Origin of the sequence: Caballeronia sp. LZ008, from assembly GCF_031451435.1 — a bacterium.
Classification (GTDB): Bacteria; Pseudomonadota; Gammaproteobacteria; order Burkholderiales; family Burkholderiaceae; genus Caballeronia; species Caballeronia zhejiangensis.
Genome location: NZ_JARUXK010000004.1, coordinates 993,868 through 1,017,355, shown reverse-complemented (window position 1 = coordinate 1,017,355; position 23,488 = coordinate 993,868). Strand labels below are relative to the sequence as shown.

At 64.7% G+C, this 23,488-nt stretch carries 25 protein-coding genes and 1 pseudogene; 17 read left to right on the top strand and 9 right to left on the bottom strand.

The annotated features are described in order from the left end of the window. Nucleotides 1-9: 9 nt before the first annotated feature. From norR to QCE49_RS29650, 10 genes are all read left to right on the top strand, one after another. Nucleotides 10-1,611, top strand: coding sequence for a nitric oxide reductase transcriptional regulator NorR (norR, locus tag QCE49_RS29695; RefSeq protein WP_250456809.1), 1,602 nt, complete (start codon nucleotides 10-12; stop codon nucleotides 1,609-1,611). Between the two features lie 438 nt (nucleotides 1,612-2,049). After that, nucleotides 2,050-2,661 carry a c-type cytochrome gene (locus tag QCE49_RS29690; protein WP_250456873.1) on the top strand — a complete coding sequence of 204 codons (612 nt, stop codon included), beginning with the start codon at nucleotides 2,050-2,052 and terminating at the stop codon, nucleotides 2,659-2,661. A 58-nt stretch (nucleotides 2,662-2,719) separates the two neighbouring features. Then, complete coding sequence (locus tag QCE49_RS29685) at nucleotides 2,720-3,937, top strand: cytochrome c (RefSeq protein WP_250456872.1); 1,218 nt, start codon at nucleotides 2,720-2,722, stop codon at nucleotides 3,935-3,937. Between the two features lie 14 nt (nucleotides 3,938-3,951). Next, nucleotides 3,952-4,122 carry a hypothetical protein gene (locus QCE49_RS29680; RefSeq protein ID WP_033537070.1) on the top strand — a complete coding sequence of 57 codons (171 nt, stop codon included), beginning with the start codon at nucleotides 3,952-3,954 and terminating at the stop codon, nucleotides 4,120-4,122. An 18-nt stretch (nucleotides 4,123-4,140) separates the two neighbouring features. Then, nucleotides 4,141-4,707 (top strand): cupredoxin domain-containing protein, encoded by a 567-nt coding sequence (locus QCE49_RS29675; RefSeq protein ID WP_175979402.1) that lies wholly within the window; start codon nucleotides 4,141-4,143, stop codon nucleotides 4,705-4,707. Next, a complete protein-coding gene (locus QCE49_RS29670; protein ID WP_008353201.1) occupies nucleotides 4,697-6,322 on the top strand; it encodes a b(o/a)3-type cytochrome-c oxidase subunit 1 in 1,626 nt (541 codons plus the stop codon). The genes QCE49_RS29675 and QCE49_RS29670 overlap by 11 nt, the downstream gene beginning before the upstream one ends. Next, a complete protein-coding gene (locus QCE49_RS29665; RefSeq protein WP_250435891.1) occupies nucleotides 6,319-7,134 on the top strand; it encodes a cytochrome c in 816 nt (271 codons plus the stop codon). Before QCE49_RS29670 ends, QCE49_RS29665 begins: the two co-directional genes overlap by 4 nt. 541 nt (nucleotides 7,135-7,675) lie before the next feature. After that, the gene (locus QCE49_RS29660) at nucleotides 7,676-8,188 is read left to right on the top strand and encodes a GNAT family N-acetyltransferase (protein ID WP_250440648.1); all 513 of its coding nucleotides are present in this window, start codon (nucleotides 7,676-7,678) and stop codon (nucleotides 8,186-8,188) included. A gap of 117 nt (nucleotides 8,189-8,305) precedes the next feature. Then, nucleotides 8,306-9,361, top strand: a complete 1,056-nt coding sequence (locus QCE49_RS29655; protein ID WP_175979399.1) for an NAD(P)/FAD-dependent oxidoreductase — start codon at nucleotides 8,306-8,308, stop codon at nucleotides 9,359-9,361. Further along, a complete protein-coding gene (locus QCE49_RS29650; protein WP_008353209.1) occupies nucleotides 9,358-10,068 on the top strand; it encodes an extensin family protein in 711 nt (236 codons plus the stop codon). The genes QCE49_RS29655 and QCE49_RS29650 overlap by 4 nt, the downstream gene beginning before the upstream one ends. Nucleotide 10,069: 1 nt before the next feature. Here the strand turns inward: QCE49_RS29650 and QCE49_RS29645 are convergent, their stop codons facing one another. Further along, nucleotides 10,070-10,759, bottom strand: coding sequence for an HD domain-containing protein (locus QCE49_RS29645; RefSeq protein WP_175979397.1), 690 nt, complete (start codon nucleotides 10,757-10,759; stop codon nucleotides 10,070-10,072). Nucleotides 10,760-10,945: 186 nt separating this feature from the next. Here QCE49_RS29645 and QCE49_RS29640 point away from each other — a divergent pair, with 186 nt between their 5' ends. Then, nucleotides 10,946-11,914 carry a GlxA family transcriptional regulator gene (locus QCE49_RS29640; protein ID WP_250456808.1) on the top strand — a complete coding sequence of 323 codons (969 nt, stop codon included), beginning with the start codon at nucleotides 10,946-10,948 and terminating at the stop codon, nucleotides 11,912-11,914. 115 nt (nucleotides 11,915-12,029) lie between these two features. Next, nucleotides 12,030-12,527, top strand: coding sequence for a hypothetical protein (locus QCE49_RS29635; RefSeq protein WP_250456807.1), 498 nt, complete (start codon nucleotides 12,030-12,032; stop codon nucleotides 12,525-12,527). Nucleotide 12,528: 1 nt separating this feature from the next. Here the strand turns inward: QCE49_RS29635 and QCE49_RS29630 are convergent, their stop codons facing one another. Continuing rightward, a complete protein-coding gene (locus QCE49_RS29630; protein WP_144403815.1) occupies nucleotides 12,529-12,822 on the bottom strand; it encodes a hypothetical protein in 294 nt (97 codons plus the stop codon). 248 nt (nucleotides 12,823-13,070) lie between these two features. Between QCE49_RS29630 and QCE49_RS29625 the strand changes: the two genes are divergently transcribed. From QCE49_RS29625 to QCE49_RS29615, 3 genes are all read left to right on the top strand, one after another. Continuing rightward, nucleotides 13,071-13,688, top strand: coding sequence for an OmpW family protein (locus QCE49_RS29625; protein WP_250435981.1), 618 nt, complete (start codon nucleotides 13,071-13,073; stop codon nucleotides 13,686-13,688). Between the two features lie 205 nt (nucleotides 13,689-13,893). After that, nucleotides 13,894-14,466 (top strand): hypothetical protein, encoded by a 573-nt coding sequence (locus QCE49_RS29620; protein WP_033537049.1) that lies wholly within the window; start codon nucleotides 13,894-13,896, stop codon nucleotides 14,464-14,466. Further along, complete coding sequence (locus QCE49_RS29615; RefSeq protein WP_250435883.1) at nucleotides 14,463-14,858, top strand: GFA family protein; 396 nt, start codon at nucleotides 14,463-14,465, stop codon at nucleotides 14,856-14,858. Before QCE49_RS29620 ends, QCE49_RS29615 begins: the two co-directional genes overlap by 4 nt. 9 nt (nucleotides 14,859-14,867) lie before the next feature. On the opposite strand, the gene QCE49_RS29610 is transcribed toward QCE49_RS29615, so the two are convergent. Further along, nucleotides 14,868-15,878, bottom strand: a complete 1,011-nt coding sequence (locus tag QCE49_RS29610) for a zinc-binding alcohol dehydrogenase family protein (RefSeq protein ID WP_008353221.1) — start codon at nucleotides 15,876-15,878, stop codon at nucleotides 14,868-14,870. Between the two features lie 179 nt (nucleotides 15,879-16,057). Here QCE49_RS29610 and QCE49_RS29605 point away from each other — a divergent pair. Beyond that, nucleotides 16,058-16,894 (top strand): annotated as a pseudogene (locus QCE49_RS29605) (NAD-dependent protein deacetylase); the annotation flags it as partial. 3 nt (nucleotides 16,895-16,897) lie between these two features. On the opposite strand, the gene QCE49_RS29600 reads toward QCE49_RS29605, so the two are convergent. Next, nucleotides 16,898-18,154 (bottom strand): aminotransferase class V-fold PLP-dependent enzyme, encoded by a 1,257-nt coding sequence (locus QCE49_RS29600; protein ID WP_250456806.1) that lies wholly within the window; start codon nucleotides 18,152-18,154, stop codon nucleotides 16,898-16,900. Nucleotides 18,155-18,417: 263 nt separating this feature from the next. On the opposite strand from QCE49_RS29600, the gene QCE49_RS29595 reads away from it, so the two are divergent. Then, on the top strand, nucleotides 18,418-20,112 hold the full coding sequence (locus tag QCE49_RS29595) for a methyl-accepting chemotaxis protein (protein WP_250456805.1): 1,695 nt from the start codon (nucleotides 18,418-18,420) through the stop codon (nucleotides 20,110-20,112). A 7-nt stretch (nucleotides 20,113-20,119) separates the two neighbouring features. Here the strand turns inward: QCE49_RS29595 and QCE49_RS29590 are convergent, their stop codons facing one another. The 5 genes from QCE49_RS29590 to QCE49_RS29570 form a co-directional block, all read right to left on the bottom strand. Then, nucleotides 20,120-21,115: an MDR family oxidoreductase gene (locus QCE49_RS29590; RefSeq protein ID WP_008353225.1), complete on the bottom strand. Its 996-nt coding sequence runs from the start codon at nucleotides 21,113-21,115 to the stop codon at nucleotides 20,120-20,122. Between the two features lie 64 nt (nucleotides 21,116-21,179). Further along, complete coding sequence (locus QCE49_RS29585; protein ID WP_008353227.1) at nucleotides 21,180-21,617, bottom strand: PRC-barrel domain-containing protein; 438 nt, start codon at nucleotides 21,615-21,617, stop codon at nucleotides 21,180-21,182. A gap of 161 nt (nucleotides 21,618-21,778) precedes the next feature. After that, nucleotides 21,779-21,994, bottom strand: a complete 216-nt coding sequence (locus QCE49_RS29580; protein ID WP_034471954.1) for a DUF2945 domain-containing protein — start codon at nucleotides 21,992-21,994, stop codon at nucleotides 21,779-21,781. A 54-nt stretch (nucleotides 21,995-22,048) separates the two neighbouring features. Continuing rightward, on the bottom strand, nucleotides 22,049-22,471 hold the full coding sequence (locus QCE49_RS29575) for a DUF1810 domain-containing protein (RefSeq protein WP_250456804.1): 423 nt from the start codon (nucleotides 22,469-22,471) through the stop codon (nucleotides 22,049-22,051). 10 nt (nucleotides 22,472-22,481) lie between these two features. After that, complete coding sequence (locus QCE49_RS29570; protein ID WP_008353233.1) at nucleotides 22,482-23,384, bottom strand: aldo/keto reductase; 903 nt, start codon at nucleotides 23,382-23,384, stop codon at nucleotides 22,482-22,484. Nucleotides 23,385-23,488: the final 104 nt, after the last annotated feature.

The following is a 23,488-nucleotide window of genomic DNA, read 5'->3' as shown; positions in this document are numbered from 1 at the left end:
TTATCAAACATGGTCGATTCGACTCTAGTCAAAAGGACTGCTGACGTAGTCGCAATGACTTCACGCGTGCTGCTCGATGCGCTCGTTCCGCTTATCGAGGACCTGTCGAGCGAGATGCCCGACACCGAGCGCTACCGCCGTTTGCTGCACACATCGCGCGCGCTGTTTCCGAGCGATGCGTCCGCGCTCTTGCGGCTCGACGGCGACACGCTCGTGCCGCTCGCCATCGACGGTCTTTCGGGCGATACGCTCGGCCGGCGCTTTCGCGTGAGCGAGCATCCGCGGTTCGCACGCATTCTCGCGCGCGCTGAACCGACGCGCTTCGCCGCCGGCTCTGACTTGCCCGATCCCTACGACGGACTGGTCAAGGGCGTGAGCGGCGATCTGGAGGTGCACGATTGTCTCGGCTGCCCGCTCGTCATCAACGGGCGCGCGTGGGGCTTGCTGACGCTCGACGCGCTCGATCCCGCGCGCTTCGACGGCATCGACATGGCTTCGCTGCAGGCGTTCTTGAGTCTCGCGGCGGCGACCGTGAGCGTCGCCGAGCGCATCGATGCGCTCGCGAAATCGAGCGAGGCCGAGCGTCAGCGTGCGGAGGTGTATCGGCAGGCGAGCGGGCCGCGAAGGCGCGAAATGATCGGCAGCAGCGAGCCGCATAACCGCTTGCAGGAAGAGATTGCGATCGTCGCGTCGAGCGATCTGACCGTGCTCATCACCGGCGAGACGGGCGTCGGCAAGGAGCTCGTCGCGAGCGAGATTCACGCGCTTTCGCCGCGCGCCGACAAACCGCTCGTCAGCCTGAATTGCGCGGCGCTGCCCGATACGCTCGTCGAAAGCGAGCTCTTCGGGCATGTGCGCGGTGCGTTTTCGGGCGCGTCGTCGGACCGGCGCGGGAAGTTCGAACTCGCCGATGGCGGCACGCTCTTTCTCGATGAAGTCGGCGAGCTGCCGCTGCCCGTGCAGGCCAAGCTGCTGCGCGTGCTTCAGAACGGCCAGTTGCAGCGGATCGGCTCGGACAGCGAGCACAAGGTCGACGTGCGGCTCATTGCCGCCACCAATCGCGATCTCGCCGAGGAAGTGCGTGAAGGGCGCTTTCGCGCGGACTTCTATCATCGGCTGTCGGTGTATCCGCTCGTCGTGCCGCCGTTGCGCGAACGCGGACGCGACGTCTTGCTGCTCGCCGGCTACTTTCTCGAAGAGAACCGCTCGCGCCTCGGCCTCCTGAGCCTGCGTCTTTCCGCCGATGCGCAAGCCGCGCTGCTCGCGTATCGCTGGCCCGGCAACGTGCGCGAACTGGAGCATCTGATCGGACGCAGCGCATTGAAGGCGCTCGCGGCGCATCGCGAACGTCCGCGCATCCTCACGCTCACCGCCGCCGACCTCACGCTCGCCGGCGACACCGCACTGGCCGCCGATGCCGCGACGCGCGTCGAAGCCGCGCCGCTGCCCACGCCGGGCGCCGACTTCCGCGACGCCGTGACGGCCTACGAACGCACGCTCATCCTCGACGCGTTGAAGCGTCACAACCAGAACTGGGCGTCGGCGGCGCGCGAGCTCGGTCTGGATCGCGCGAATCTCAATCGCCTCGCCAAGCGCCTCGGGCTCAAATGAGCAACACCTCGTTCATCTCGAAATGATGGACATGGCCGCGCAAAGCGACTATCTACAGTCCTTAGCAGATCGGGTCGACGTCGTTGCTCGTCTCAAAAAGATGCGGTTCATTGTTCGAACGCAAAAAACACTTGGATTTGTCACGCGCATCGATGTGACAGATTGAGACAATCTCTGAGTTGGGAAAAACGGGCGATCTCTTCTAAGATCAGAAAAGCCTAGCGCAACCCATCTGCAGCAAGAACATTGCAGCGCCTTGAAGAACCGAGCCGGACGAGCAGCACGCGCCCGGCACATCGAACACGGCAAATCGACAACGGGGGTTACGTGCGAAACGTGGCAAAGCTCGGCACATTCTTTTGGTCCGCGCTCTTCGCGTTTTTCAGCATCGGAGCGTTCGCGGCCGACAACGCGCCGCTGGAGCGCGCGCCCGACACGATGCAGGCCCGCGTGATGGGATGCGCCACATGCCACGGCTCGCAGGGCCAGGGCACCGACAACGACTACTTCCCTCGTCTGTCCGGCAAGCCCGTCGGCTATCTGTACAACCAACTGCTCGCTTTTCGCGACGGCCGGCGCAAGTATCCGCCGATGAATTACCTGCTCGCGTATCTTCCCGACGCGTATTTGAAGCAGATCGCGGAATACTTCGCGAGCGAACATCCGCCGTTTCCGCCGCCGTCGCCCGTCACCGTCGATTCGAAGACGCTCGAGCTCGGCAAGACGCTCGTCACGAAGGGCAACGCTACGCGCAACGTGCCCGCCTGCGTGAGCTGCCACGGCGCGTCGATGACCGGCATGGAGCCGGCGATTCCCGGTCTGCTCGGCCTGCATGCCGACTACATCAGCGCGCAACTCGGCGCATGGCGATACGGCACGCGCTCGACGGTCGCGCCGGATTGCATGGGGCAGGTCGCGAAACTGCTCTCCGACCGCGACATCACCGCGATCGCGGCCTACCTCGCGACGCTGCCCGCGCCGGCCGATCCGGTGCCGGTCGCCGCCGGTTCGCTCAAGATGCCGCTCGCGTGCGGCAGCGTCCACAACTAAGCGAGGACCCGACGTGCTCCGTTTTCGCCCATTCCGAGCGCTGACCGTCGCGGTCTTCATGGCGGCGTGCGCCGCGCCGATCGAACATGCCATCGCGCAGAGCGCCGACGCCGCGACCGTCAAGCGCGGCGAATATCTCGCGCGCGCGGGCGATTGCATCGCGTGCCATACGCTGCCGGCGGGCAAGACGTTCGGCGGCGGCCGTCCGATGGACACGCCCTTCGGCACGCTCTTCACGCCCAACATCTCGTCGGACAAGGAGACGGGCATCGGCAACTGGAGCGCCGGCGAGTTCTACACGATGATGCACTCGGGCAAGTCACGCGACGGCTCGCTGCTTTATCCCGCGATGCCCTATACGTCCTATACAAAAGTCACGCGCGCCGACTCCGACGCAATCTATGCATTCCTGATGTCCACGCCGCCGGTGCATCAGCCCAACCGGCCGCACGAATTGCGTTTTCCGTTCAACCGACGCGAGCTGCTGTACGGCTGGCGTTCGCTCTTCTTTCGCGAGGGCGAGTATCAGCCGGACGCGACGCAATCCGCGGAATGGAACCGCGGCGCGTATCTCGTCGAAGGGCTCGGTCATTGCTCGATGTGCCACACCGCGATCAACGCGCTCGGCGGCAATGTGAAGTCGAAGGCGTTCGAAGGCGGGCTGATTCCGATCCAGAACTGGTACGCGCCGTCGCTCACGTCGAACAAGGAAGCGGGTCTCGGCGACTGGAGCATGGAGGACATCGTCGGCCTGCTGCATGCGGGCGTGTCGAATCGCGGCGCGGTGTATGGACCGATGGCCGAAGTTGTCTACGACAGTCTGCAATATCTGAGCGAGGAAGACGTGCGCGCGATGGCCGTCTATCTGAAGGCGCTGCCCGCGCGTTCCGGCGACAAGCCCGCGCCGCCGAGCCAGGCGGCCGTCGAGGCGCGCTCGGATCTCGCGCCGCTCGGCAAGAAGGTCTACGACCAGCACTGCGCCGAATGTCACGCGACGCAAGGCCAGGGCAAGCCACCCGATTTCCCGCCGCTCGCGAACAATCAATCGATCGTGATGAACTCGTCGGTGAATCCGATCCGCATGGTGCTGAACGGCGGCTATCCGCCGGGCACGTTCAAGAACCCGAAGCCTTACGGCATGCCGCCGTTCGCGCAGTCGCTCTCGGATGTCGAGGTCGCGGCGGTCGTCACGTATATCCGCACCGCGTGGGGCAACCACGGCACGCCGGTTTCCGTGAAGGAAGTGAACGAGCTGCGTTCGGCGCCACTTCATTGAGCATCGACGACACCATGACCGAAGACCCGAATGAACTCGCGAAGGAAGACGCGCAACTCGACGAGATCGTGAAGCGCGGCCCGTCGGGCGCGATCGCGCTCGCGGGCATTTCGACCGCGATCGTGATCGGCATCTGGTTCATCTTTTACTTCGCCGTGTTCCTGCCGCGCGGCGTGATCCAGTGATTCATTAAGGCGTCGCATATGGCCATCCATCCAAGCTCGCACGATGTCGCCGAACGGGTCGAACGGCGCTGGGCGATTCTCGTGCTCGCGATCGTCGTCGTGCTGGTCGGCATGGTCGTCTACACCGGCGTGCACTGGGCGATGATGCCGCCCTCGCGCGTCGAGACGGTCCGCCCGGAAACGCTGCACGTATCGGGCGAATTCATCGAAAGCAATCTCGGCAGCGCGCCCGAGGCGGACGGCTCCGTGACGGTGCGTATCGTCGCGCAGCAGTATTCGTTCACGCCGCAATGTCTTGTCGTGCCGGCGGGCGTGCCGGTCACGTTCCGCGCGACGAGTTCGGATGTCGTGCACGGCTTTCTGATCACCGACACGAACATCAATTCGATGCTGGAGCCGGGCTATGTCTCGACCTTCAAGACGACCTTCGACAAGCCGGGCGACCATCTGATGCCTTGTCACGAGTATTGCGGCACCGGGCATCAGAACATGTGGGCGCATGTGAAGGTGGTGGATCGCGCCGAATTCATGCAGATGGCCGACAAGATGCCGGCCAATTCGCGGAGAGTGTCCTGTGTTCAATAGCAAGCGCCTCGTCCTCGCGCATTTCTGGCTGGCGTTCATCGCCTTCGGTGTCGCGCTGCTGCTCGGCGCATGGCAGATGCTCGTGCGCAGTCCGCTGCATCCGTGGCTGCAGAATCCGGAGCTTTACTATCGCTCGGTGACGGAGCACGGCACGGTGATGGGCTACGCGTTCCCGACGCTCATCGCGATGGGCTTCGGCTATGCAGTCAGCGAGCTTGCGTTGAAGCGCCCGCTCGTGGGTTTGCGCTTCGCGTGGCTCGGCTTCTGGCTCGTCGCGATCGGCGCGGTGACGGCTACTGTGCCCGTCGCGATGGGTCTCGCATCCGTGCTCTATACCTTTTATCCGCCGATGATCGGCAACGTGTTCTATTACGTCGGCGTCGTGTTCGTCGTGGTCGGATCGTGGGTCTGGGTGGCGCTGATGTCGGTGAATCTCGCGTCGTGGAAGCGCGAGAATCGCGGCAAGCCGATCCCGCTCGCGATGTTCGCGACCGTCGCGGGCGCGTATCTGTGGGGTTGGACGGCGGTGGGCGCGGCCATCGAAGTGCTGTTCATGATTCTGCCTGTCGCGATCGGCTGGAAGACGACCATCGACGCGGGACTCGCGCGCGTGTTCTTCTCGTGGACGCTGCACGCGATCGTCTACTTCTGGCTGATGCCGGCGTATATCGCGTATTACACGATCATTCCGCGCGCGATCGGCGGCCGTCTCTACAGCGATGCGATGGCACGCATCTCGTTCATCCTGTTCCTCGTCGTGTCGATGCCCATCGGCATTCATCACTTGTTTGCCGATCCGCAAGTCGGCTCGGGCTTCAAGTTCATGCATTCGGTCTTTACGACGCTCGTCGCCGTGCCGACGTTGCTGACCGTGTTCACGATCTGCGCGTCGGTGGAGATTGCGGCGCGGCTGCGCGGCGGACGCGGCCCGCTCGGCTGGATCAAGGCGTTGCCGTGGGATAACCCGATGATGCTTGCGCTCGCGTTCTCGTTCGTGATGCTCGGTTTCGGCGGCGCGGGCGGGCTCATCAACATGAGCTATCAGCTCGATTCGACCGTGCACAACACGCAATGGGTGACGGGGCATTTCCATCTGATCTTCGGCGGCGCGATCGTCATCATGTACTTCGTGATCGCCTACGATCTGTGGCCGCATCTGACGGGCCGCGCATTGCAGAGCGTGAAGCTGATGCGCTGGCAATTGTGGCTGTGGTTCATCGGCATGATCGTGCTGACTTTTCCGTGGCATTTCGTCGGCATTCTTGGCATGCCGCGACGCATGGCGTTCTACGACTACAACGATCCGGCGCTTGCGGCGCAGGCGCTGTCCGTCGTCATATCGGTTGTCGGCGGGCTGATTCTGGTTGTGTCGGCGGTGCTGTTTTTCATCGTGCTGATAAGGGGACATCGCGCGCCGCTGGTGCAGCCCGAGGCGTTCCGCTTCAGCCGCGCGGTGCATGAGCCGCGCACGCTTCCGGTGGCGTTGAACAGCTTTGCGCTGTGGCTCGTGCTGATGATCGGGCTTACGCTCGTCAACTACGGCTATCCGATTGCGCAGTTGCTGGCGCGTTCGGACACGGCGGTGCCTGCGGTGCCGATCGGAGCGCAGCGATGAGCGACGAACGCCTCTTCACATTTCGCAATCGCTGGTTCACGGTCAGCGTATTGGGGACGATCGCGGTTGCGGTGGTATCGGCGCTGATAGGGTTCGTGTGGCTGCCTTCGGTGCAGCGCGATGCGCAGTTCGCCGGCATCTGGAATGCGATCTGCAGCGCGGCGGGCGTGCCGCGCGAGTGGTATGCGGGCGGCGCGGCGGTCGAGCCGAAAGAGAAGCTGACGAGCGTGGAGATGACGCCTCAACTGCTCGACAAGGTGAGCGCGAATTCGATCGGACGTGGCGCGACGCTGGCTCTACGCTGCACGATGTGTCACGGCGAGCGTGGCATGAGCGAGGCCAACTCGCCGAATCTGGCGGGGCAATATGCGTCGGTGATTTACAAGCAGTTGATCGATTTTCAGAAGGGCGCGCGGAACAACGCGGTGATGTCGCCGATGGCGATGAATCTTTCGGATCAGGACATGCGCGATCTCGCTGCGTATTACGCGAACTTGCCGCGGCCGCCGGCGCAGCGCAAGGTGAGCAGTGCGCTTGCGCCGCCGATCGTCGCGCACGGTGCGCCGATGAGAAATATCGCTCCTTGCGCGGTGTGTCATGGGGGCATCGATACGAAGGCGGGGAGTCCGTGGCTCGATGGCCTGCCGGCGGCTTACACCAAATCGCAGTTGCTGGCGTTTGCCAATGGGACGCGGACCAACGATATCGATGGGGTCATGCGCAATGTCGCGCGCAACATGACGCCCGAGGAGATCGATGCTGCTGCCATGTATTACGCGCGGGAGTTGAATTCGGGGGCGAATGCGAAGTGATGTTTGGTTTGCCTTCGGCTTCTATCAAATCCGATTACGCGTCGGTCTATTGGCACTTCCCCTGTGCGGGGCTGCAGTAACTAAAACTAAAGAAAGCAGCTACTGATAGGCCCGCGGTCATGCGCGATTTGGCAATCGGGGATGCGTGTGCTTCGCTAGTGACATCGCTATCGCACTGCGTGCGCAAACCGATGGTTTCCCTTGAATGCCCGGCGGCAGCGCGTAGCGCTGTGCCGATGCTTTTTCGTGCTGAACCAGCGCGCTCAACGCATTCGGGCGGCAGACCGTGCGCGATCCAAGCTGGGTTAGGCCTATGAGGGCACTCTTTAGGCGAGTGCCATCTGCGATGAGAGAACTACCCAAACTGCGTGTGACCGCGGGCCTGAAAAGCTGCTTTCTTTGCTTACTTTCTTTGCAGCGGCAAAGAAAGTGAGTGCCGCCCCGCACAGGGGCAACGCCAACAGACCGACACGAAAACGGGATCCGGCGACATAGCCCAGAGCTAGAATGCACGCCTCACCACCGCAAGACAGAGCACGCTATGAAGGCATCCACATCAATCCGCCACGAGCAACTCAGCGACATCGACGCGATCGAAATACTGACCACTGCCGCATTTCTCGATATGCCCTATTCGAGCCACACCGAGCAGTTCATCGTCAACGCATTGCGCAAAACGGGCCGCCTCACGCTATCCCTCGTTGCGGTGGAAAACGGCGACATCATTGGGCATATCGCGATCTCGCCCATCAGCATCAGCGCAACCGCGAGCGGCTGGTTCGGCCTCGGTCCGCTTTCCGTGACGCCCGCGCGTCAACGCGAAGGCATCGGCGGCGAACTCGTGAAGGAAGCGCTCGCGCACCTGAAGCGCGATGGCGCCGCGGGCTGCGTCGTGCTCGGCGATCCAGGTTATTACGGACGCTTCGGCTTCCGACCCGAATCCGCGCTCACGCTCCCCGGTGTGCCCGCCGAATACTTCCAGGCGTTAGCTTTCAGCGAAAAAGTCCCCGCCGGAACCGTTTCTTTCGACGAAGCCTTCGATGCCCGCGCCTGACGCCTGAAAGCAATCGCCGCTAAGCCGCAAGGGGTTTCGTTGCCGCGAGAGAACGCTTTCTGTATCGTGGCCCGAAGAATGCTGAAAAAGTCAGCAGGCCAAGGAAAGAACCCCGAAATGGAACCTCAAAGCGAAGCGATAAAAACCGACGTGTTGATCATAGGCGCGGGCCCGGTCGGGCTATTCGCGGCCTTCGAGGCGGGCGTCATCGGCCTCTCGTGCCAGATCGTCGATACGCTCGGCCGCATCGGCGGACAGTGCATCGAGCTCTACCCCGACAAGCCGATCTACGATATCCCCGCGATTCCCTCATGCACCGCGCGCGAACTCGTCGATCGCCTGCTGGAACAGATTCGTCCCTTCGACGTGCCGATCCACCTCGATCAACGCGTGCAATCCGTCACGCAGCGCGATGACGATCATCGCTGGACCGTGACTACCGAAAACGGCATGACTTTCGATTGCGCCGCGATCCTCATCGCCGCGGGCAACGGCGCGTTCGTTCCGCAGCGTCTGCAGTTGCCCGAAGCCGCCGCGCTCGAAGGCCGCGACGTGCATTACAGCGTCTCGCGCGCGGCCGATTTCGCGGACAAGGAGATCATCGTCGCGGGCGGCGGCGACTCGGCGCTCGACTGGGCGCTCGCATTGAAGGACATCGCCAGGAAGCTCACGCTCGTGCATCGGCGCAACGGGTTTTCAGCAGCCGCGAATTCCGTCGCGACGATGAAGCGCGCGGTCGAAGCCGGTGAGATGTCGTTCGTCGTCGGCATGATCGAATCGCTCGATGCGCCCGATGGCGTGCTGCGCGGCGCACGCATCAAGCAGGTGGAAGGCTCGACCGATCTGGCCGTCGACAAGATCGTCGCGCTCTACGGTCTCGTGTCGGAGCTCGGGCCGATCGCGACATGGAATCTCGACGTGCGCGGCGGCCGCATCGAAGTGGATACGTCCAACTATGAATCGTCGCGGCCGGGCATTTTCGCAGTCGGCGATATCGCCAACTATCCGAACAAGCAGAAGCTCATTCTGTCGGGCTTTCACGAAGCGTCGCTCGCGTTGCGCAAGGCGTATTCGTACGCGTATCCCGAGAAAAAGCGCGTGCATGTACATTCGAGCTACGACGCCAAGCTCGCCGAGCGCGTGAGCGCGGCGCACACGGCCGATCACGCGTGATCGCACGCATCGTCGGATGGCTGTTCCTCGCGTTGCTCGCCGGCGCGGCGATGTTCGGCTACGCGGTCTATTCGAAACGCATCGTGCTGCCCGAGCGTTACGATCCTTTCGCACCGCTCGACGTGCGCGCGCCGCAAGGTCCGCTCACGCGCTTCAAACTATGGCGCACGATGCACGACGCGCAACGCTGCGATGCCGCGCTCGCGCGCTCGGGTCTCGTCTATCGCGAGATGGCCGATGCGACCGGACCGGGCGGATGCGCGCTCCAAAGCGTCGTACGCGTCACGCAATCGCAAGACGTGCGCTTCAGCGCGCCGTTTCTCGCGACGTGTCCGCTCGCGCTCGGCATCGCCTACTTCGAGCATCAATATCTTCAGGCGGCCGCGCTCGATACGTATGGCGAGCGCATCGCGCGCATCGAGCATGTCGGCAGTTATGCTTGCCGCAATGTGAATCATCAGCAGGACGCGGCGCTGAGCCAGCACGCGAGCGCGAACGCCATCGATCTGACCGGCTTCGTGCTCGATGACGGACGCCGCATCACGCTCGCTCGTTGGGACGATGCCGCGTCGCCCGACGGCCAGTTCCTGCGCCGCGTTCACGAAGGCGCGTGTCATGCCTTCGATACCACATTAGGCCCCGACTACAACGCCTTGCACAAGACGCACTTTCACGTCGACATGGGTCCGTATCGCGTTTGTCGCTGAACTACGCGTGTCGATGCGAAGGATTGCGGCAGGTCGCATGATCGTGCGGCTGATCGTTCCACGCCGATCCGAGGATGATGCTGCAGAAGTTCAGGCGCCTGTAGTTCGGGTCTTTCAGCGCGAGGACATCGGCCTTGACGTTGCCGAAAGTGGATTCCGGCTTGGCGATCGTCCCTTTGGCGAAGGCGTCGATGATGCCTTCCTTGAAGTTCGCCTCGCGCGGATGCGCCGCAACGACGAGCCGGCGTTGATCGGCGCTGAACTCGTCGTAGGCGAGACCGAGCACATCCATCTCGACGCCCGCCGTGACGAGCGCGACCACCGGTTTCTTGTGCTGCGGAATGCCGGGCGTCGTGTGCAGCGCGATCGCATCCCACACCTGCTCGATCTCGCTTTCGCCGATGCCATGCCCGCGCAGGAAATCGCGCGCCGCGTTCGCGCCATCGACTTCGAAGCGGTCGTGCGGGCTGCTGTATGCATCGGTGAGGCCCATGTCGTGGAACATCGCGCCGATATAAAGCAGTTCGGGATCGTATTTCAGCCGCTTGCGTTCGCCCGCGAGCGCGCCGAACAGGAACACGCGGCGCGAGTGATGATAGAGCAGGTCGGGTTCCGTATCGCGTACGAGTTGCGTGGCTTCGCGCGCCATCTGGCTGTCGGGAATGCTGATGCCTGCGATGATTTCGCTCATGTTTGAAGCTCCGGAATGTGAGTCGATGAAAGACGCGAAGCGTCGTGCGTTGCTAAAATCGCGCAGCGCGTCCGATGCCTTCAGTCTCTTCAAAAGGCGCTCGCGTCTCAATCGAAACGACGCGTCGAACTCTGCCAGGCGCACGCCGTCTTCCGCCACGCGCGCTCATCACCGACTTTCTCTCCGATGCCGACAGTTGCAATCGCAATCTTTCAGGGCGTGCAGGCGCTCGATGTGGCCGGTCCCGTCGATGTCTTCGCGGAAGCGAACGGCTTCATCGCTGCCTCGGACGCGTATGAGATCACGCTTGTCGGACCGGAGGAGCGCATCGTGCGCGCGTCGAACGGCACGCGGCTCGTCGCGGATCTGCCGTTCGACAAAGCCGATCGCCATTACGGCACGGCGCTCGTCGCGGGCGGTCCGAGCCTTCCCGTCGATGAACCCGATCCGCGCCTCTGCAACTGGCTCGTCGATACGGCGTCGCGCTGCGAGCGTTACGGCTCGATCTGCACCGGCGCATTCGCGCTCGGTCACGCGGGCCTGCTCGACGGCCGCAATGTCACCACGCACTGGCAGAATGCGCCGCGGCTCGCGGAGCGTTTTCCGCGCGCACGCGTCGAACTCGATCGCATTTATATGCGCGACGGCAATCTCGTCACGTCGGCGGGCGTGACGGCGGGCATCGATGTCGCGCTCGCGCTCGTCGCCGAAGATCACGGCGCGCAAGTCGCGCTCGCGGTCGCGAAACGGCTCGTCGTATTCGCGCAGCGGCGCGGCGGACAATCGCAGTTCAGCCCGTATCTGAGCGCCCCCGCCGACGACACGTCGCCGGTCGCGAAAGTGCAGGCGTACGTCATGGAGCACATCGGCGAGCGGCTGTCCGTCGCGCGCATGGCGAGCGTCGCGGGCATGAGCGAGCGCAACTTCGCGCGCGCCTTCGTGCAACTCGCGCAGTTGACGCCGCACGAGTTCGTCGAACGGGCGCGCGTCGACGCGGCGCGCAATATGCTCGAAAGCGGCGACACGCCGCTGAAAACCGTCGCCTACGACTGCGGCTTCGGCACGGCGGACCGCATGCGGCTCGTGTTCACGCGGCGGCTCGGTGTATCGCCGAATGATTATCGACTGAGCTTTCGCACGCGCTTTGTGAAGTGATCGGGGCGCTGGCGCGCCGACGCGTGACGCCGGGTTCGCTAAAATTCGAGATGAACGCGGCCCGTGCGACAGTGCGCGCGCCGCAGAATCCACCCTCGACATATCGGAACAGCGAATGACGAAACAAGAGACCGCCACGCAAGATCCCTACGAACGACGCGCACTGCTGCTGCATCTCGGCGACGTGCTGGAGTCCGTGTTTTGCCTGAGCCAATGCGCCGACGAATACGCGAGCATCGGCGAAGCGGTGAAGGGCAACGACGCGCTCGCGGGCTTCACGCTGCTCGGCTTCGTCGACGCGACCATGCCGCCGCGCGATTTCATCCGCCGTGCATCGGGCGCGTTTTTCGTTTGGCCGAAAGCGCTGCTCGATGAAACGCTGAATCGCCCGATGCTGGCGAACACCGTGAAGCACGATCTCTTCGCGGACAACGCGAAGGGCTGGAACGCCTACATGGAAGAGCGGCGCAAGGAAGTGCCGTGGTTCGGCGAGGATCTCTCCGAAGTCGCAACGAGCGCGGCGCCTGTGCACGAAGCCACGCCGGCAGCGGAAGCGGAAAAGCCGTCGCGCTATTCGACGTGGCCGTGGCCGGACAAGCCGGCCGACGCGTGATCTACTGCTTCTTGCTCATGCCGCTCGCGCCCGAGTCGAAGCCGAGCCCGTTCGGCCGGTCGGGCGCTGCGCCCTTGCCCGATGACGTCTTGCCCGGCCGCGTCTTCAGCGCATCGCTGGCATTCGCGGCGGCCGCAGCGGGCGGCGTCACGTTTTTCTCCTGATACGCGGGCGTACTGTCGTAATCGAGCTTGTTCGGTTTTTGCGGCGCCTGCTGCGCGCTCGCCACGACGGCCAATGTGCCGCCGAGAAGAATCCCCGTCATGCGCCCGAGTGTGCCGATTGTGGGTCTCATCTGCTTCCTCCCTTTGTTCTGCACGTTCTCTTCGTTCAGCAAGGCGCGGACCCGCCCGCAAGTGGCGCGCGGTCGCAGACCCGCCGATGCGTAAAGCATGCTTGTCCGCGCGCAAGGCTTGCCGCGATAGGCGGCGCGCGTCTGGCGCGCGTTGATTGTGGTCAAAGGCGCGACCGACCCTCGCTCGGACAATTCTCACTTTTAACGTGAGTGAGCTAAAAATGAGAAAGGGTCTCGGGGCAATCGTCATGGCATGCGCGGCGTTGTTCGCGGGCGCGGCGCAGGCGGCAGGCGATGCATCGTCGAGCGATGCGATGGGCGGCATCCACGCCGGCGATGTGCTGGTTCGCCTGCGCGCGATCAGCATTCAGCCCGATGTGACAGCGGGGGGCACGCTCGGCACGCTCGGTGTCAACGTCAACAACGCGATCGTGCCGGAGCTCGATTTCACGTACATGATCCGCGATGACATCGGTGTGGAATTGATTCTCGGCACGTCGCGGCATCAGGTGACATCGAACATCGGCGGGCTTGGCGGCGTGGGCGTGCTGCCGCCGACGCTGCTCCTGCAATATCACTTCAATCACGCGGGGCGCGTGCGTCCGTATGTCGGCGCGGGCGTGAACTATACGTACTTCTACAACGACAAGCTCAAGGCGGGCGACACGCCGGTGTCGATCAAGCACAGCAGCTTCGGCCCGGCGTTGCAGGCGGGCGTCGACGTACAGGTGGCGAAGAATTTGTTCGTCAACGCCGACGTGAAGAAGATCTGGATGCGAACGAGCGCATCGGCGGGCGGCGCCGATCTCGGCTCGCTCAAGATCGATCCGTGGGTGATCGGCCTTGGCGTCGGCATGAAGTTCTGATGCGCGGTTCATCGCGGCAAATGTGCGCCGCGCCGCGCATCGTCTGAAAGTTGGCGGAAGATGCCAGTGCTTCTGGCGTGGACGGTTCGGCGGGCGCGGTATCCTTGACAGCAGGCCCGGCGCAGACTCGCGTCGCTCGAAGTGTGTCCGAGCGGCGCAAGAAACTGCAACGACTAATAAAACCGCATCGGGGAACTGCAAGCCAATGAGACCTTCCACTTACGCGGGATTCGTTTTGCTCGCGGCGTGTGGCGCCGCCTTCGCGCAACAGCCGCTCACCGTGCCAGGCCGCAGCCAGAGCGCGTGGCAGCAATCGATCGATAACGCCGCCTGCTACGGCTACGCCAATCAGACGACCAAAGTGAACATGGCGCGCGAGTCGCAAGCGCCATCGCGCGACGCTCAGGCGCAGCGCGACACGCGCACGCTCACGCCGCCGCGTCCGGTCGAGCCGCCGTTGCCGGCGAGTGCGGCGGGCGCATCGGGTGCGCTCGCGGCGTCTGCGGCGGCGCCTGCATCGGGCGCATCGGCGGCGATCGCCGCGTCGGGTGCGTCCGGCGCGACGGGCGTGACCGCCTTGCCGCATCCCGCATCCGGCGCGATGCCCGGCATGCCGGCGATGCCCGCATCGATGGCGGCGGGCGCATCCGGCGCATCCGACGCGATCTACGGCGGCGACATGAAGATGCCGCCGCTGCCGCCGCCCGAGCCGCCGATGACGCGCTACTGGCGCGCCTACAGCGAATGCATGCAGAACCGCGGCTACTTCACCCGATGAATCAGCCGCTTCACGAAGGCGGATGTGCGTGCGGCGCGGTGCGGGTGCGCGTCGCGGGCGCGCCGAAGGAAGTGAATCTGTGTCACTGCATGACGTGCCGGCGCATCCACGGTGCGCCGTTCGGCGTTTACGCGATCTTTCCGCGCGATGCGTTTGCCGTGACGGGCGACACGGTCGCGTGGGCGAGCTCCGCGACGGGCAGGCGGCATCATTGCCCGCTGTGCGGATCGCCGGTCTATCTGGCGTTCGACGGCGTCGACGAAATCGAGGTGCCGACCGGCATCTTCGATGAAACCGGCCTTTATCCGCCGCAGTACGAAATCTGGTGCAAAAGCGCCGAGCCGTGGCACGACGCGCAAGGACGGCCGCGCTTTGTACGCGGCGCGCCCTGATTCAACCCGTCAGCATTCGACGATCGCTTTCACAACGCCCGCTTTCGGATCGAGCAGCGACGAGAACTGCGTCGGCACATCGCTCAGCGTCAGACGATGCGTGTTGAGCGCATCCGTCGGCACTTCGCCCTTGCGCATCGCGGCGAGCACGGTCTCGAAGTCCTCGGGCGTCGCGTTGCGGCTCGCGAGCAGCGTCGCTTCGCGCTTGTGGAACTCCGGATCGGCGAAGGAGATGCGATCCGGCACGATCGACACCAGCACGTACTTCCCGCCGTGCGCGATGAATTCGAAGCCGCGTTCCATCGCGCGCGAATTGCCGGTCGCGTCGAACACCACATCGAAGAATTCGCCATTCGTGAGCGTCGACAGTTGTTCCTTGTCCTGCTCGCCGATCTGCACGGTCGCGTCCACTTTCAGTTCGCGCTTGCAGAACGCGAGCCGGTCTTCGCGCGTATCGAGCGCGGTGACGTTCGCGCCGCGCAGCCGCGAGAAGGTGATGGCCGCCATGCCGATCGGACCCGTGCCGACAACCAGCACGCGCTGCCCCGGCTGCACGTCCGCGCGACGCACGGCGTGCGCGCCGATCGCGAGGAATTCGACCATCGCGGCCTGATCGAGCGTGACGCCCTCGGCCTTATGGACGAATTGCGCGGGCAGATTCAGATATTCGGTGAACGCGCCATCGCGATGCACGCCGAGCACTTGAATGTTCACGCAGCAATTCGTCTTGCCCTGACGGCACGCGATGCACTTGCCGCACGACAGATACGGCATCACGTAGACGGTGTCGCCCGCCTTCAGCCCGCTCGATGCGTCCGCTTCCTCGATCACGCCCGACAACTCGTGGCCCATCACGCGCGGATACGACAGATAAGGCTGATTGCCGGTGAAGATGTGCAGGTCCGTGCCGCACACGCCGACGCGCTTCACGCGCAGCAGCACTTCGTTGTCGGCGCGCTGCGGTTTCTCGCGCTGTTCGGCTTTCAGGGTTCCGGGCGTTTCGCAGATGACGGTCAGCATGCTGGATGTCTCGATATGTCGTTGGAGTGGGGCGTCCGTCAATCTAACGATGCGCGCCGATTTGGTCAAGCCAATTTCAATATCGAAAAAGTGGTAAGGCCGGATGCGCAGCCAGCGGCGCGGGCGGTTTCGCCTTATATTTCCACCAGAGCAAATCGCTCGGACAAGCGAAAAAAGGACGGCAAGTGCAGCAGCTTCATGAATTCGTCGAGCGGTATCCGCGGCTTTTCGTGCTGTCGGGCGCGGGCATCAGCACGGAATCGGGCATTCCCTGTTATCGCGATCGCGAAGGCCAGCGCACGGGCCGCGCGCCCATTCTGCTGAAGGACTTTCTCGGTTCGGACTACGCGCGCCGGCGTTATTGGGCGCGCAGCCTCATCGGCTGGCCGGTCGTGCAGAACGCGCAGCCGAACGCCGCGCATCACGCGCTGCGCGCGCTCGCCGCGCGTTCCCGGGTACATCGGCTCGTCACGCAGAATGTCGACGGATTGCACACGCGCGCCGGCAATCCCGATGTGATCGAGCTGCACGGCAATATCGGGCGAGTGCGCTGCATCGAATGCGGCGAGCGGCATACGCGCGCGGCCGTGCAGCGGATGCTGGAAGCGGCGAATCCGGATTTCGTCGGCTATACGGCGCCCGCGGTGCCCGACGGCGACGCGCATATCGAAGATCTCGATTTCGCCGCCTTCGACGTGCCCGGCTGCACGCGCTGCGGCGGCGTGCTCAAGCCCGACGTCGTGTTCTTCGGCGAGAGCGTGCCGCGCGCGCTCGTCGACGACGCGGCACGCTCGCTCGAAGCCGCCGATGCGATGCTCGTCGTCGGCTCATCGCTGATGGTGTATTCGGGCTATCGCTTTTGCGAGTGGGCCGCGAAAAGCGGCAAGCCGATCGCGGCCATCAACATCGGCAAGACACGCGCCGACGCGCTCCTCGCGCTGAAAGTCGAAGCGCCGTGCTCGGACGCGCTCGAACGCCTGATCGAGCATCTCGACGCACGGCCGGTGACGCGCTGACGCTTACTTCGCTTCGCGCGCAAGCGCCGCGATGCCTTCGACGAGACGCTCGGCATCCGACATGCGCGAGAAGAGCGCGGGCGTCACGCGGACGACTTCGCCCGCGTCGGGGCCGGGCCGCGTCACCGTGAAGACGCCGAAGCGATCGCGCAGCGCGGCGACGATCGCATCGCAACCTGCTTTCGTCGCGCGCCCGTTCAGGCGGAACGCAGTGATGCCGGCGGTCATCGACGGATCGTGCGGCGTCAGGATCTGCACGCCGGGAAGCTCGCTCGCGGGCTTCGCCCAGGCATCGCGCAACGCACGCAGACGCGCTTCCTTCGCCTTCGCACCGATGCGCCGATGCACGTCCAGCGCCGACGGCAGCGTGAACCACGCGGCGAAGTTCGGCGAGCCGGTATGCACGCGCGCGCGGATATCGTCGGCGGGCCAGGAGCGGTCGCCGAGATACGGATCGATCGACGCGACGTGTCCCTTCCGGATGTAGATCGCGCCGCAGCCGAGCGGCGCGCCGATCCACTTGTGCAGGTTCAGCGCGGCGAACGGCGCGTTCAAGTCGGGCACGTCGAAAGCGAGTTGCCCCCACGAATGCGCGGCATCGACGATCACGTCCGCGCCGGCTTCCTTCGCCATCGCCGAAATCTCCGCGACCGGGATCACGAGGCCCGTCGCGAAGCAGACGTGCGACAACAGCACGAGCCGCGTGCGCGGATGCGCGCGCAGCGCCTTCGCGTAGGTGTCGAGCACCGCTTCGCGCGTCGCGGGCTCCGGCATCGTAATACGCACGGGCGTGACGCCGCGCCGCTCGCGCAGCCATTCCATCGCGTCCTTGCCGCACGGGTAATCGAGATCGCTGTAGAGCACCGTGTCGCCCGGCGCGAGGCGGTTGTAGCCGCTGATGAGCGCGAGCAGCGCTTCGGTCGCGTTGCGCGTCAGCTCGATCTCCTCGACCGCGCAGCCCATTTCCATCGCGACGCGCTCCCGCAAACCCTGATACAGCGACATCAGATGCGGGCGGATCAGAAGCGTCGTCTCGCGGTTCACGCGCTCGGTCCAGTAATGGAACATCGCCTTGACCGGCTCGGTCATCGCACCCCAGAAGCCGTTCTCAAGGTTGATGAGCTCGTCGGAGTGACGCCACAGCGCGCGCACCGCATCCCAGTAGCGTTCGTTCGTGGCGAGACCGGCGGTTGGCGTCGGCGGAAGCGTCGCGAGCGCATCGGCGAATCCGGGCGTGCGCTGATCGAGGATCTCGGGCATCGGAATGTAGAAGTTCGTGGAAAGAAAATGAAATGCTTACCTAACTTCGCGCATCTGTATGGTAACGGTATTACCGAACGTCGTGGACAAAGTGCAGACTATTTGCATCTTTTCCCTTCAGTCCAAAAATCGTGAGCCGTAATCAGCTTTAGAGCGTCGCGCATCTTTTGCGCTCGATCGTTCGCTCGCGTAGCAGTATGCCGCGCGAAGCGATCACACGGACGCCGTATGTCCCCCGAACGGACCCTGAGAGAACCCTGAAAATGAACCTCAAGAACATCACGATCAAGAACAGGCTGATCGCTGGCTTCGGCATTCTGGCGGTGCTGGTCGTGCTGGTGGCAGGCATGTCGCTGCGCGCGCTGTCCGTCGCGACGGACGGCTTCGCGCACTATGTCAACGGCATCAACGCGCGCGCCGATGTCGCCGGTCAGATTCGCACGGCCGTCGACCGCCGCGCGATCGCCGCGCGCAATCTCGTGCTCGTCACGAAACCGTCCGATATCGAACTCGAGCAAGCCGAAGCCACGCGCGCCCACGAGGACGTGCAGGCGCGCCTGAAGCAACTCAACGACATGCTCGCCAGCGCGAGCGATACGAGCGACAAGGCGAAGAGTCTCGCCGCCGAAATGATGCGCGTGGAGGCGCTGTACGGTCCCGTTGCGACGAAGATCGCCGGGCTGGCGCTCGCGGGCAAGCACGAGGAAGCGGTGACGGCGCTCGACGACGAGTGCCGTCCGCTGCTCGCGCAACTCGTCAAGGCCACCGACGACTACGCGGCCTACACCGCGACGCGCCGCGAGGAAATCGTGCGCGCGGATCAGGCGAGCTATCGGACGCAGCGCAACGTGCTGATCGCGCTGTGCGTGGTGGCGGCGCTCTTCGCGGTGATCGGCGGCGTGCTGGTCACGCGCTCGATCACGGCGCCGATCGGCGAGGCGGTCGGCATCGCGCAGACGGTGGCGCGCGGCGATCTGACGAGCCGCATCGTCGCGAATACGAAGGACGAAACGGGCGATTTGCTGCGCGCGCTCGCCACGATGAACGCGCGCCTCACCGACATCGTGAGCCGCGTGCGCGAAAGCAGCGGCGCGGTCGGCGGCGCGGCAAAGGAGCTCGCGACCGGCAATACCGATCTGAGCCAGCGCACCGAAGAGCAGGCCGCTTCCCTGCAGGAGACGGCGGCGAGCATGGAAGAGCTCACGTCGACGGTGCGTCAGAACGCCGAGAACGCGCAGCAGGCGAGTTCGCTTGCATCGAACGCGTCGGATATCGCGAAGAAGGGCAGCGATGTCGTCGGCCGAGTCGTGAACACGATGAACGGCATCAGCGACAGCTCGGACAGGATCGCGGATATCACGGGCATCATCGAGGGCATCGCGTTCCAGACCAACATTCTCGCGCTCAACGCGGCCGTGGAAGCGGCGCGCGCGGGCGAGCAGGGCCGCGGTTTCGCGGTCGTCGCGAGCGAAGTGCGCAGCCTCGCGCAGCGTTCGTCGACGGCGGCGAAGGAAATCAAGGAACTGATCGCGGATTCGGTGGGCAAGGTGCGCGACGGCTCGCTGCTGGCAAGCGAAGCGGGCACGACGATGGCCGAAGTGACGCAGGCCGTCGCGCGCGTGACGGACATCATGCAGGAGATCGCGGCGGCGTCCGCGGAGCAGGGGCGCGGCATCGAGCAGGTGAATCTCGCGATCACGCAGATGGACGAGGTCACGCAGCAGAACGCCGCGCTCGTCGAAGAAGCCGCCGCCGCCGCGACGTCGCTCGAAGAGCAGGGGCGCAGGCTCAACGAGGCGGTCGCGTTCTTCACGGTGGAAGGCGCGGCGGCTGCGATCACGCAGGCCGCGCCGCGCGTGGCGCACGCGCCGCGCACGCCGGTTGCGAAAGCCGCGCCGCGCGTCGCTCAAGCGGCCGTGGCGCAGCCCGCCACCGCCGACGGCTGGAGCACGTTCTGACGCCGCTTCAGGCGTTCACGTCGACGATCACGCGCCCCTTCACCTCGCCGCGCAGCAGACGCGCGGCGACGTCGGGCGCATCGGCGAGCGGGATCGTCGTCGCGACGCTTTCGATGGTCGCGACCGGCACTTCATCGGCGATTGCCCGCCACGCCGCGATGCGCCGCTCGCGCGGCACGTAGACGCTGTCCACGCCGAGCAGCGCGACGCCGCGCAGGATGAACGGCGCGACCGACGCCGGCAGATCCATGCCTTGCGCGAGGCCGCACGCGGCGACCGCGCCGCCATAGCGCAGGCTCGCGCAGATGTTCGCGAGCGTGTGACTGCCGACGCAATCGACGGCCGCCGCCCAGCGCTCTTTCTGCAGCGGCTTGCCCGGCTCGGAAAGCGTCGCGCGCTCGACGATATCCGCCGCGCCCAGTTCGCGCAGCCGCGCGGCTTCCTCGGGACGGCCCGTCGACGCGATCACGCGATAGCCGCGCTTTGCCAGAATCGCGACCGCGAAGCTGCCGACGCCGCCGTTCGCGCCCGTCACGAGCACGTCGCCGTCCTGTGCGCCGATGCCGTGCTTTTCCAGCGCCTGCACGCAAAGCATCGCGGTATAGCCCGCGGTGCCGACGGCCATCGCCTGGCGCGTCGTGATGTTCGCGGGCAGCGCGATCAGATGAGCGGCGCTCACGCGCGCCTTCTGCGCGAGCCCGCCCCAATGCGTTTCGCCGGCGCCCCAGCCGTTCATCACGACTTTGTCGCCGGGCTTGTAATCCGGATGCGAACTCGTCTCGACGACACCCGCGAAGTCGATGCCCGGCACCATCGGCCAGGTGCGTACGACGGGCGCCTTGCCGGTGATCGCGAGTCCGTCCTTGTAGTTGAGCGTGGAGAAGTCGACGCGCACGAGCACGTCGCCGCCATCGCCGGATGAAGCGAGTCGGGCTTCGTCGATCGACTGAATGGACGCGACCGTGCGGTCGTCCTGTTTGTCGAGGATGAGGGCTTTGAACATCGGCTGGCTCCGGTTGAATGCGGGCGAGGCGGCGCGCGGCCGCCCCGTCAGGCACTACGGCGAATCAATGATGCTCGAATTGCGCGCGCGGGATCGGCGTCGCCTTCACCTTGTTGTACTGGAACTCGGGCAGCGCCTTGATCGCCTCCTTGGTCGCGCCCGCGAGCACGAACTGGCCGTTTTTCACGTCCAGTTGCTCGATCGGAATCGCGACGTCGTGACGCGCCACGCCGAGGAACTTGTTAGCGGCGATGATCGCGAACGAAACGGACTTGTCGGGCGCGACGATGATGTCGTTGATGACGCCGACGCGTTGTCCCTGTTCGTTGACGACCGGCTTGTTCAACACGGATTTCTTGATGCTCCAGCCATCGATGATGGCGGTCGATACTTCGACGGATACGCCGAGCGGCTGCGTGCCTGCGACTTGGGCGAACGATGCCGTGGAAGTCAGGCCAAGTGCCGACGATGCAACGAGCAGTGCCACGAGTTTCGATTTCATTGGTTCGATTCCTCAAAGGATTGGGGCAATCCGGTTCAATTGAAATGCGCGATTCAAGCTTCCAGCGCGGTAGAAGTTTGAACGTTTATCGTGGTTTCTGCAGGAACGGTGTCAGGTGGCGTCGCGCGCACTGCAATAGTGCGAACGTGCGGTGCGCGCGGTCAATGCGAGATCCGCTTGAGCGCGTCGCCTTTGTGAACGGCGCGCTTGCCGCTCTTGTCGCTTTCGACTTCGAAATGCGGATCGTCGTGCGATGCGTTGACCGTGTGGCCGTCGAGCGTCGTGCGCTCGGTGACGATGCGCACGATGCGGCCCGTCGTTTCGCCTTGCGGCGTATTCCAGCGGACGTGATCGTGCAGCTTGAAGGATTGGCCCATGGCTTGCGCTCCCGGAAAAAGTCGACGTTTCCCGAAGCGCAACGGCCATGCCCGTCATGTCAGGCGGGAAAGCGTCGCCTCGTCGGACTGGCCGTCGAAATATCGGCGCAGCGCTTCTTCGAAGACGGCGGGATCGTCGGCGGCGTGCGCGAAAAGGGTCATCGACGAATGGAATTTCATGTCGTCCGGATAGCCGAAAATCTGCCCGGCAGTGCGTCCCTGCAGCCCGTTGACGATACGCGTCAGCTCGACGAGCCGCGCGCCCAGCACGGGATGCGCGAGATAGGCGCGGGCTTCGTCGCGCGACGAAATCGCGTAGTGCTGCGCCATTGCGCTGTGCCCGAGGCCGACGATCTGAGGGAACACGAACCACATCCAGTGCGTGCGCTTGTGGCCGGCGCAAAGCTCGGCGCGCACGTCGTCGATGACGCTTTCCTGTGCGTCGACGAAACGCTGCAGGTCGTACGGATCGCTCATGCTCATCTCCTTACGCGACCGCATCGGCGATGCGCTTTCGCATCGCTTCATCGGGATAGTTGCCGATGCCCGCGCGCGCGTTGTCGATCATGTATTCGCGGCGTCCGGTGCCGGGGATCACGCAGGTCACGGCCGGGTTGCCCAGCACGAACTTCAGCAGGAGCTGTGCCCACGACGTGCAGCCGATTTCCTGCGCGAAATCCGGCAGCGGCCGGTTGCGCAGGCCCGCGAGCAGCGATCCGCCGCCGAACGGCTGATTCACGATGACCGCGACGCCGCGCTCGGCGGCGAGCGGCAGAAGGCGCGCTTCGGCATCGCGGTCGTTGGCGGCGTAGTTGATCTGCACGAAATCGATGCGCTCCGAGCGCAGCACCGCCTCGACCTGCGCAAACGCGCTCGACGTGTAATGCGTGACGCCGATGTAGCGGACCTTGCCGGCGGCTTTCCAGTCGCGCAGCGTGGCGAGATGCGTGCGCCAGTCGAGCAGATTGTGAATCTGCATGAGATCGACGCGATCGGTCTGCCACAAGCGCAGCGATTGCTCCATCTGCGCGATGCCGGCCTCGCGTCCGTCGGTCCAGACTTTCGTCGCGATGAACGCTTTGTCGCGCGTATGCGATTGCGCGAGCAGCGCGCCCGCGACGGCTTCGGAGGAGCCGTACATCGGCGATGAATCGATTACCGAGCCGCCCGCGGCGAAAAGCGCGCGCAGGACCTCGGCGAGCTCGCGGCGGCGGGCGGGGTCGTCGCCGGCGTCGAAGGTGCGCCAGGTGCCGCAGCCGATGACGGGCAAAGGCTCTTTCGTCGACGGGATCGGGCGGGTGTGCATGGGTTGGGCTGCCTGTGCCGTGTCGAATGCCTGCGTGGCGAGCGCGGCGGCGGTCAGGCGGAGGAAAGCGCGGCGGTTGGGCATGGGCGGGGCGATGTCAGCGGGGGAGTTTGCATAGTAGAGAACATCGGGCGATCCGTTTCGAACGTTCGTCAGCGAACGCGCAATCCGACGCCGATGCTTTCATC